Source organism: Paenibacillus maysiensis (assembly GCF_000520815.1).
Lineage (GTDB): Bacteria > Bacillota > Bacilli > Paenibacillales > Paenibacillaceae > Paenibacillus > Paenibacillus maysiensis.
In genome coordinates this window covers 1-8034 of record NZ_ASRY01000039.1, presented here as the reverse complement: position 1 = coordinate 8034, position 8034 = coordinate 1, and the positions used below count along the sequence as shown (strand labels likewise).

General features: G+C 46.9%; 9 protein-coding genes. 7 read left to right on the top strand and 2 right to left on the bottom strand.

The window, feature by feature from the left end; translation table 11 throughout:
* Positions 1–1136 (bottom strand): DEAD/DEAH box helicase (locus tag L696_RS0102900; protein ID WP_025682312.1); only part of this gene is annotated, 1136 nt, incomplete at its 3' end.
* Between the two features lie 509 nt (positions 1137–1645).
* Here L696_RS0102900 and L696_RS0102895 point away from each other — a divergent pair.
* From L696_RS0102895 to L696_RS0102860, 6 genes are all read left to right on the top strand, one after another.
* Positions 1646–2290 (top strand): immunity 50 family protein, encoded by a 645-nt coding sequence (locus L696_RS0102895; protein WP_025682311.1) that lies wholly within the window; start codon positions 1646–1648, stop codon positions 2288–2290.
* The gene (locus tag L696_RS0102890; RefSeq protein ID WP_025682310.1) at positions 2283–2693 is read left to right on the top strand and encodes a hypothetical protein; all 411 of its coding nucleotides are present in this window, start codon (positions 2283–2285) and stop codon (positions 2691–2693) included. Before L696_RS0102895 ends, L696_RS0102890 begins: the two co-directional genes overlap by 8 nt.
* A 249-nt stretch (positions 2694–2942) precedes the next feature.
* Positions 2943–3572, top strand: a complete 630-nt coding sequence (locus tag L696_RS0102880) for a hypothetical protein (RefSeq protein ID WP_025682309.1) — start codon at positions 2943–2945, stop codon at positions 3570–3572.
* 82 nt (positions 3573–3654) lie between these two features.
* A complete protein-coding gene (locus tag L696_RS0102875; protein WP_025682308.1) occupies positions 3655–4149 on the top strand; it encodes an SMI1/KNR4 family protein in 495 nt (164 codons plus the stop codon).
* 16 nt (positions 4150–4165) lie between these two features.
* Positions 4166–4726 carry a hypothetical protein gene (locus L696_RS0102870; RefSeq protein WP_025682307.1) on the top strand — a complete coding sequence of 187 codons (561 nt, stop codon included), beginning with the start codon at positions 4166–4168 and terminating at the stop codon, positions 4724–4726.
* 417 nt (positions 4727–5143) lie between these two features.
* On the top strand, positions 5144–5503 hold the full coding sequence (locus L696_RS0102860) for a DUF7716 domain-containing protein (protein ID WP_025682305.1): 360 nt from the start codon (positions 5144–5146) through the stop codon (positions 5501–5503).
* Here the strand turns inward: L696_RS0102860 and L696_RS0102855 are convergent.
* Positions 5493–7127, bottom strand: a complete 1635-nt coding sequence (locus tag L696_RS0102855) for a DUF6138 family protein (RefSeq protein ID WP_025682304.1) — start codon at positions 7125–7127, stop codon at positions 5493–5495. The two genes, L696_RS0102860 and L696_RS0102855, sit on opposite strands and share 11 nt — an antisense overlap.
* 212 nt (positions 7128–7339) lie before the next feature.
* Here L696_RS0102855 and L696_RS0102850 point away from each other — a divergent pair.
* Positions 7340–8034 (top strand): SMI1/KNR4 family protein (locus tag L696_RS0102850; RefSeq protein ID WP_025682303.1); only part of this gene is annotated, 695 nt, incomplete at its 3' end.

Below are 8034 nucleotides of genomic sequence, written 5' to 3'. Positions count from 1 at the left end.
TCGGCAGCAGGTCTACGCTGCCCGCCGCCCTCGCTGCTGGTGAATGTGACACCAGCAACCCTCTGGATGTTCCGAAGCTCTGGAACATCCCGTGGCGTGGCGAGCGTTACCGCCACACCTTTGCCTCCGGCACGGCCGGTACGCCCGATACGGTGAATATAGCTTTCGGCATCCTGCGGCATGTCATAGTTAAAGACATGCGTTACGCCTTCCACATCCAGGCCGCGTGCGGCCACATCGGTCGCTACAAGCAATTGAAGCTTCGCTTCACGGAACGCCTTCATCACTTGCTCACGCTTGTTCTGGGACAAATCCCCGTGAAGCTCGCCGCTCTCGAAGCCCATTTCTTGCAACTGCTCATTTAACGCAGCAGCGCGGCGCTTCGTACGGCAGAAAATAACAGCCAAATACGGACGATCCGCATTCAGCATATCCACTAATGCTTGCTGCTTGCCCCGATCCGTCGTCTGTACAACGACCTGACGGATCTGGCTCACCGGAACGGAAGAAGCAGACTTCACTTTTACATCCACAGGCTCGTTCATATATACACGAGCCAGTTTGCGGATACCTGCTGGCATTGTAGCGGAGAACAGCATGGTCTGTCTCCGGTACGGAACTTCCTGAAGAATCGTCTCTACATCGTTCAGAAAGCCCATGTGCAGCATTTGGTCGGCTTCATCCAGCACCAGCATTTTAACACCGCTCAGATCCAGCGTGCCGCGTCTCAGGTGATCGAGCAATCGCCCAGGTGTACCGATAATCAACTGTGCGCCGCCCTTCAGCTTGCGAAGCTGACGCTCTACATCCTGTCCTCCGTAAACAGCCAGCAACGACAAGCTTGGCTCCGTAGCCGCCAATATGTTCGCTTCCTGTGTAATCTGGAGTGCCAGCTCACGCGTGGGAGCAATCACGAGCGCCTGTGGATGACGCTTGTCCAGATTCATTTTTTGCAAAATCGGCAGTAAAAACGCAAGCGTTTTACCTGTTCCCGTATGCGCCTCGGCAATAACGTCCTGACCTTGCATCAATAGCGGAATGGACTCCTGCTGTACAGGTGTTGGTGCTGTAATTCCCTGCTCTTTCAAGGCGTCTACCCAGTGCTGCTCTACGCCTAATGTTGCAAAATTCTTCAAGTGGTATTCACTTCCCTTATCTGTATTCAATATGTGTCACGTAAAATAGGTTCATGTGCCATATGACATCCATCGTTCCATAGTTCAGAATTCCCATTTTTGTATCGGTTCTCTTTCAACCCTTTTCAGGAAGGGAGCTTATCCGTTATCGTTGATTCTGTTCATGTAACCAAAACATACGGCCGCAAGGCGGCTCAGGCCCGTTCCATATATGACTTTCCTAGTATACGCGAATATGAACGGGTTTCCAAACCATTTTAATGAACAGTTGCAAAAGGTGAATTTAGTTGCCCTGTCATATATTATGATAGTAGAAACGGTAATTTATGAAAAAAAGGAATGATGCCCGTAGTCAACAACCTGCATTACAGCTTTATAATGACAGGCCGACTGTCTGAAGAGCGCACTGTATTTGCTGACGAGCGTTTTTCCAATCTGTTCATGGACTCGCTTTTCTTTACCATATCCTTGAAAAATACATTATACTAAACATCAGGAGGTTGAAACTTATGCATATACAGATTCAAAACGTTGAAAAAAAAGGATACGACTATCTCATTCATTACAAATCCGGGGGCGCACTGCCATTCGTTCCGCATGATATTGTTCTGATTCATGGCAAGCAGTATTTTATCGGCACGATTGTGGAGATAGGGGCGGAACAGGCTCTTTTACGTATCAATCCGCAACATGAGAGCCAGTTGGCAGGCTCCATCGGGCTTGAACTGGCTTTCTCACCGACCGTCTCCATTCAAGGAGCAGATAAAATCGTGGAAAAGCTCGGATATTTCCCTCCCTTTCATTATGACCAAATTACAGCAGCTGATATCACAAAGGACCAGATATCCTTGACGATTGAACTATCACCCCCTACTGTACTGATACCCAAATCACCTGATCTGGCTCCTTCGACTGAGGCACCTGTAATCCCTGAAGCTCCAGCAAAAGACGTCCCACGCTATGCAGTGACTTTTACATTTTTGGAAACCAAAGAGCATGTATTAACTCCTATAGGAACAGAAAACATCATCTTGCAGCTTGATTTCCGCTATGAAGAAGCAGACATGGTCGTTGATATCGATGCCTTATCGGGACTGTCAGGTAGCTTTCTGTGCAGAGGTATCCGCGCAGAGATTAAGGAACTGAATGAATAAACAGGAGGCTCGTGAGCTATTACGTTGTCATTCTTTTATTCACAATGATTTGGATCATCCCAAAATGCAAAACGGATTTCTAGGGATGCTTCGTCCCTTCCAAGGCGAACTGATCGAGGACAATTTCCATGAGCTGATGACTATCATTGAAGTTCTGGCAGATGAGTTAGAGAAACCGTCCGTAGAACGGGAGCTGATTGCCGCTCTGTGGGGGATTTGCCAATATACACGGGCATGGGCATTGTATCCTGATAGTATGCTGCAGCGAAACAACCTGCTGACCGTAGAGCAGATCAACACCCTCGACGACTGGATTGATACGATCTCCTATGCGGTTATGGTACTGCTGGAGGGTGGCGGACCGGAAGAAGCCTTATCGAACTACAGACATGAGAAAAGCTAGTATACAATGCCCAAAAAGTAATCTGGATAAGAAATGAGGGGGATATATGTCCATACAAACTGATAATGACGGAAAGACATTTTTATCTGTTTTCCCTACACTATCGTATTTTGCACTGCTCCGCGCACATAAAACCAACCCTTTCGCACAACATGCGCTGAAACTATTATTGCAACATGAGAAATTCGGCGCATCTGCCCAACGAGAGCTGTCCACATAATCGACAACCAAAGGAGAATTACTCTACTCATGCGTGTAAGAATATTTATATTCATATTGATTATCGGAATTATATGTGTGCCTGCCTATTTTATTATGAGTAGCTTTGGATTATTTCAAAATGAAAAGGTGCTTGTGCATTACAAGCTTGCCATTGAGGTAAAGGATAAAAAGTATGATACCTGGCCTTTAATCAGCAGCTATACCGCTATAGATAAAAAAGGGGACAATCGTCAGCTCTACTATCAGGCGGAGGGCTCAGGCATAGAGTATCTGTTTCAACTGGCGTATGGACAATATGAACTCCGACCCTCCAAGGAAAATCCTTTTCTGGACGGGGGAGTCCACTACACCATGGACCATCCTGAGTATGTACGTGAGGAACAGCAGTATAAGAACGCCAACGACTATACGGATTTAACCCATTATTACAATCAACAGGAGCAGGTTATTTATACTTACAATCCTGAAGCCCAGCTCGACAAAACCTATGTGCGTTCCATCATCACTGCTGGGATGACTCGCACCTCTGGTAATTCAAGTAGTGCGGTGAAGGATGACTATATCAATATCAGTAAGCTGTTTAAGGACAAGCTGGGAGTGAATGTGAAGGTAGATGTGGATGAGGACAACAAAATCGTCACCCTATCCATGACATAATCACACAAACGATGCACCGCTGCGTCGTCTCATTTTCAAAAAGAGATCTATGGTTTACTAGGATCAAGGAGGCTGGTTATTAATGTCATTCGCAATTGAATCAGGGCTTTCGCCTGCCCAGATCGCGGCATTGGAGGAACAAATACAGCGTATATTGCCCGCTGGCTATACACGTTTTCTTTCACAATATAACGGCTTTTATGTAGCCGCCCCTTTTTATTGCAATGTGCCCTTTGACCGCGTGGATAACGGAGACATTGATTTGACTTGCTTTTTCGGATATGAGGTATCCAACAAAAATCATGACCTTCTAGCGATTAATGGCGAATTTCTGGATGAAATCAATCATGTCGAGAACGCTTTGTTGATTGGTGCAGATGCGGGCGGCAATTTTTACGTTCTGATATGTAATGAATACACCCCGTATGTGTACTACTGGGACCGCACACATCTTCATGCTCATGATGACAAACTGAACTATGATATTGCAGAGCAGGACGAATGTGGACATTTGTATCTGGTGGCAACAGACTTTACAACGTTTTTTAATCAGGTAATTGAACGACTCAATGAATAGAAAGGGAGGCCCACTGATGACAGAAATACATAATCCTAAATGGGGACCGGCTTACTTGGAAGGTTGGGTTGTACCCGAAAACCCGGAGGCATGGGTCGAACAGGAGTGGACAGGTAGGCTTCGTTCACAGGCAGAACATACGAAATTCCACATTTTTTATTATGGAGAACTTATGGACGAGCTAATCGGTGTAACTGAATTTGCACCCCAGCTCATTATTGCAGAAGATGCAGTCACAGGTGAACAGATTGTGATTTTTGACGGAACCCGCCATGGTTACGATGCTCTGTTATGCGAAGTTTATACCAAGGAACAGCAGAACAATCGCACTCCCCTGCTGCCCTATCTGGACGAAGATGGTGAAGATACTTTCGAGGTAAGCTTGACCACTTTTTATAATGTTGATTGGGATGACGAGTTTGCAGACGATGTGGATGAGAATGGACAGTTAGAGCTGATCAACGGCGAACGATGCGACTTTGAAGATGCGAAGCGGAACGGCTATGACGCGATCAGCATTACGATTACCAGCGCTAAAGGTCTAAAAACAGAGATCATTCAGGAAGAGCTGGCCTGACGATGGTGTTCAAAAGAATCAAGCATCGGGAAGGCGATATTTTTGTTATCCCCCTGCATGGCGGTCGATTTGCGGTATGTCAGGTGATCTGCACACTGTATGGTAGATTCAAAAAAGCGTTCTCCTTCGGAGAAAAGGAGGAACGAATATGGAGCAAAAGCGCTTCAAAGATGAACATGGATATAAATATGACTTTAGCGCCGTGATCAGGAGAGGAGAACAGGTAGCTGTCCACTGCCCCCGTTGTCAGGGCTTATATCTCTGCCGAGTTGCGAGAAAAGCTTACATCCGGTACGATGCGTACGGCTTCCCATTCCATTCCCAAGTACATTAAGGATGCGAAGAATCGCCAGGCCATTATAAAAATATTACAAAAAATACAGCATAAGCAAGCATCCGAAGGAGGAAGCTCTAAGCATGAGTATACAAACCTTTGACAACCTAGAAGCATTGGTTCGAACCGTTAGCCAAACAGATATGAATGAATGGGTATTCACCAATCTGGAACATTTTCAGAGCAGTCCTGTCGAGGCCACCTATTATATTATCCCGGAGGAAGAGCTATGGGAGCTGGAAGAAGCAGGCCTCACCGTCACCAATCATCGGAATGAAAATATTCCTGCGTCCCTTCCCGATCATCACGCACAGACATGGCTGGAGATAGCGACCGTGCAGGATGTCATTGAAGTGCTACGCCGCAGTGGGAACGAGCCGGACATCCACCGCATCGCACAGGGACTTCAGTATTACCACGAATACGATGCTTTTATGGAATAAGAGATTCCAGCAGTGCTTTTACCTCAGGATCAGCCTGTTTCAGACTGCTTTTCAGCTTTTTCTCGCCGCCCCAAATTCGGTAAACGAGCAGCTCTTTGTCGTAATCGTCCAGCTTCTCAAGCTCCTCGACCAGCACCTGTGCCTGCTCTACGCTTTTGATTCCAGACGACTTCAACGGCTTGGCACTTTGGTTGCCTGCCAGAAGAATCTTCGTCCAAACTGGAATTGTGTCCGGTGTCAGTCCATGCGCATCTGCAACGGCAGCCGCGTAACCGTCCTGTACCGACTGATGCTCCGTATCCACCAGCTTCATATAGCGAATCACCAATGGAAAATAGTCCGTTCCTTTCAGGCCCAGCCCCATCACCGCATAGGTGCCCGGCATCGCCGATTTTTCTCCTGGCTCCACATCGTTGTACCACTTGAACTCTTCCATCACGATATCTGCATATTCAGCCAGCAAAGGATGCAGCGCGGGGTATTCAAGTGCATTAGCGAAGAAACGATGTAACGTAGATTTGGCCAGCTTGGGCACAGGCAAGAAATTTTTCACCTTGCTCTTGAGCTTCAAGCGGTATTCCTTGGTAAAGCCTTTCTGAAAAATATCGCATACATATACGAGCGCTTCCCTGTAGCTCTCTTCCTCCTCCGAAAGAATATGAACCTCCAGTGTTTGCAAAATATCATTCGCTTGGCAGGTGACGCGCTCGCTTGCATATAGTGCTGGAATGCTTCCTGACCCGCTCTTGAGCCATTGGGCAGCCCCCTCCGAGCCTAGCTGTGCAGCGATCTCCAAATATTTCTGCCGTGCATCGGCATCGGTCGAACCCACTCGCATCGCGGTGAGCAGGAACATCTCCATAGCTGGCGCAGGAATATTTGAAGGACGAATATCGGACTTCACCGTATAATCCAGTCCGTAGCTTTTATCCCGATCCGCATACTTCGCCAAAAATTCATCTTCAGCCCAACGCTTTAAGCCACTGTTAAGCTGATGTCTCCATGCTTCCTCACGATTGCGGCTCACCTTCACTTTTGCATCCATTCGATCCAGAAGGTCACCTACCCGTTCGGCATCTATAGGGTACAAGTGAGGATCGAGCAAGTGCCTCACAAAGAAAAAATCGTCCTTTTCCTTCGGCACAGCTTTACTGCCAGGGTTGAGCTTCTGCTCCACATACTGTTGGATAGAGGCTAACAAATGCTGTCGTTTATCTTCGTTCAGGAGCGAGAATGTAAAATGGCTGGATTTCTTCTCCAAGACCACTTCCAGATGAAACTCCAGCCGATAACGAAAGAACATGGAACTAAATTTTTCAGACTTAAATAGAGCCTCTATCCGTTCCCTGAACACAGGCATCCACTCGTCCTGCACCTGCTGGAGCGTTACCCCCTTCGTAAAACCAGAAATTTTCGTATCCGGTCTACGATTATCCCAATCAAACGGTTCATAGGTATCCACCCATAGCCCGTCCTCCTTACAGGTCACTTTTAAGTATTCATGAATCCCTTCGTGAAGGACACTTTTGGTCTGAAATTCAGCGATTCGTTTTTGCTCAGAAGCGTACGCCTTATCAATTGCCTCGAAAATCGGATCTATGTACGCTTGTACCCCTGATGTCATACGATGTGCTCCTCCTTCATCCCCTTACAAATTGTAGTTCCAACGTAATTAAGATAGACTAATCTATAACTATTTTATTTCCTGATTATAGCATATCCCTCATTTACTTTTGGACGCGATAAACAGATGGCTACGAAGCTTTGTGATGAGATTCTATTATTCTTGCAGAAGCAGCATTGCCGGATTTTAAAGTAAGAGGAGGACGAATGAAAATGACGGCATATTTTGAGCAAACCTTTGAGAGGCTGGGGCAGATCGCCGACCGTTTGAGACAAAGCGGAATGCCTGACGTGGAATACGAGTGGACGGAGGGCAGCTCCACAAGTGAGTTAACGGCACTGGAGGAACGACTACAGAGACCTTTACCCGCCTCCCTGTCTGAACTGATCCAACGATGCGGCAGCTTATATCTGTTATGGTCGCTTCCTCAACATTGCATTGTAGCTGATGTATCGGGACGTACAGGTGAATATGGTTTCACCTCTGATGACGGACTGAACATACTCGACGATATCACGGGTGAGTTTGGCTGGAACCATGAATATATTAGCTATTTCACATCCTATGGGGAAAATACAGACTCACCAGCGGCAATGGACGAACATCGGTATCTGATTTTTAACTATAACGGTGCGGGCGATCCGGTGTTACTCGATTTGGCGACATCCACTACCGAGCCTGCGGTGTTCTGCTATGATCACGAACGGGATCAATTCACCTTGCTTGCGGACAATCTGCCCGCCTATATAAACACCATCCTCACATTGCACGGCCTATGGGTATGGGATTGGACGACAGTGATTGACGAGCATGGCATTCAGCTCAAAAGTCCCCCACTACAAATGTGGGTGCGCTGGCTGGATACGTTCTGCAATGTGAGGCTGGAGGATGCTCATTTGCTTGAAGA

Excerpts from the sequence above, each read along its gene's own strand:
- L696_RS0102895 (WP_025682311.1), top strand. The coding sequence starts at position 1,646 with ATGCATATACAGATTCAAAACGTTGAAAAAAAAGGATACGACTATCTC.
- L696_RS0102890 (WP_025682310.1), top strand. The coding sequence starts at position 2,283 with ATGAATAAACAGGAGGCTCGTGAGCTATTACGTTGTCATTCTTTTATT.
- L696_RS0102880 (WP_025682309.1), top strand. The coding sequence starts at position 2,943 with ATGCGTGTAAGAATATTTATATTCATATTGATTATCGGAATTATATGT.
- L696_RS0102875 (WP_025682308.1), top strand. The coding sequence starts at position 3,655 with ATGTCATTCGCAATTGAATCAGGGCTTTCGCCTGCCCAGATCGCGGCA.
- L696_RS0102870 (WP_025682307.1), top strand. The coding sequence starts at position 4,166 with ATGACAGAAATACATAATCCTAAATGGGGACCGGCTTACTTGGAAGGT.
- L696_RS0102860 (WP_025682305.1), top strand. The coding sequence starts at position 5,144 with ATGAGTATACAAACCTTTGACAACCTAGAAGCATTGGTTCGAACCGTT.
- L696_RS0102855 (WP_025682304.1), bottom strand. The coding sequence starts at position 7,127 with ATGACATCAGGGGTACAAGCGTACATAGATCCGATTTTCGAGGCAATT.